General features: G+C 66.8%; 1 protein-coding gene. It reads right to left on the reverse strand.

Going from position 1 to position 295, the window contains the following annotated elements; translation table 11 throughout:
• Window positions 1–295 (reverse strand): Ig-like domain-containing protein (locus ACLEJP_RS25570; RefSeq protein WP_440810928.1); only part of this gene is annotated, 295 nt, incomplete at both ends.

Here is a 295-nt window from a genome sequence, read left to right on the forward strand (position 1 = left end):
CGGGTTGCCGCCAGCGTCGGTCAGGGTCACGGTGCTGCCGGCTTCGGCGGTGCCGCTGATCGTAGTGCCATTGCTCGGGTTGATGACTGGCGCCGCTGGCGCGCTGGAATCGACAGTAACCGTCGCGGCCGGGCTGGTGTTGCCGGCCACGTCGCTCGCCGTGGCATTGACCACGGTACCTGTAGGCAGCGCTGTGCCTGGCGTGAAGCTCCAGTTGCCGCTGCCATCGGCCGTTACCTGGCCGATCGGATTACCGTTGCCATCGGTCAGGGTTACGGTGCTGTTCGGTTCGGCA

This window comes from Pseudomonas sp. SMV7 (assembly GCF_052041995.1).
Taxonomy (GTDB): domain Bacteria; phylum Pseudomonadota; class Gammaproteobacteria; order Pseudomonadales; family Pseudomonadaceae; genus Aquipseudomonas.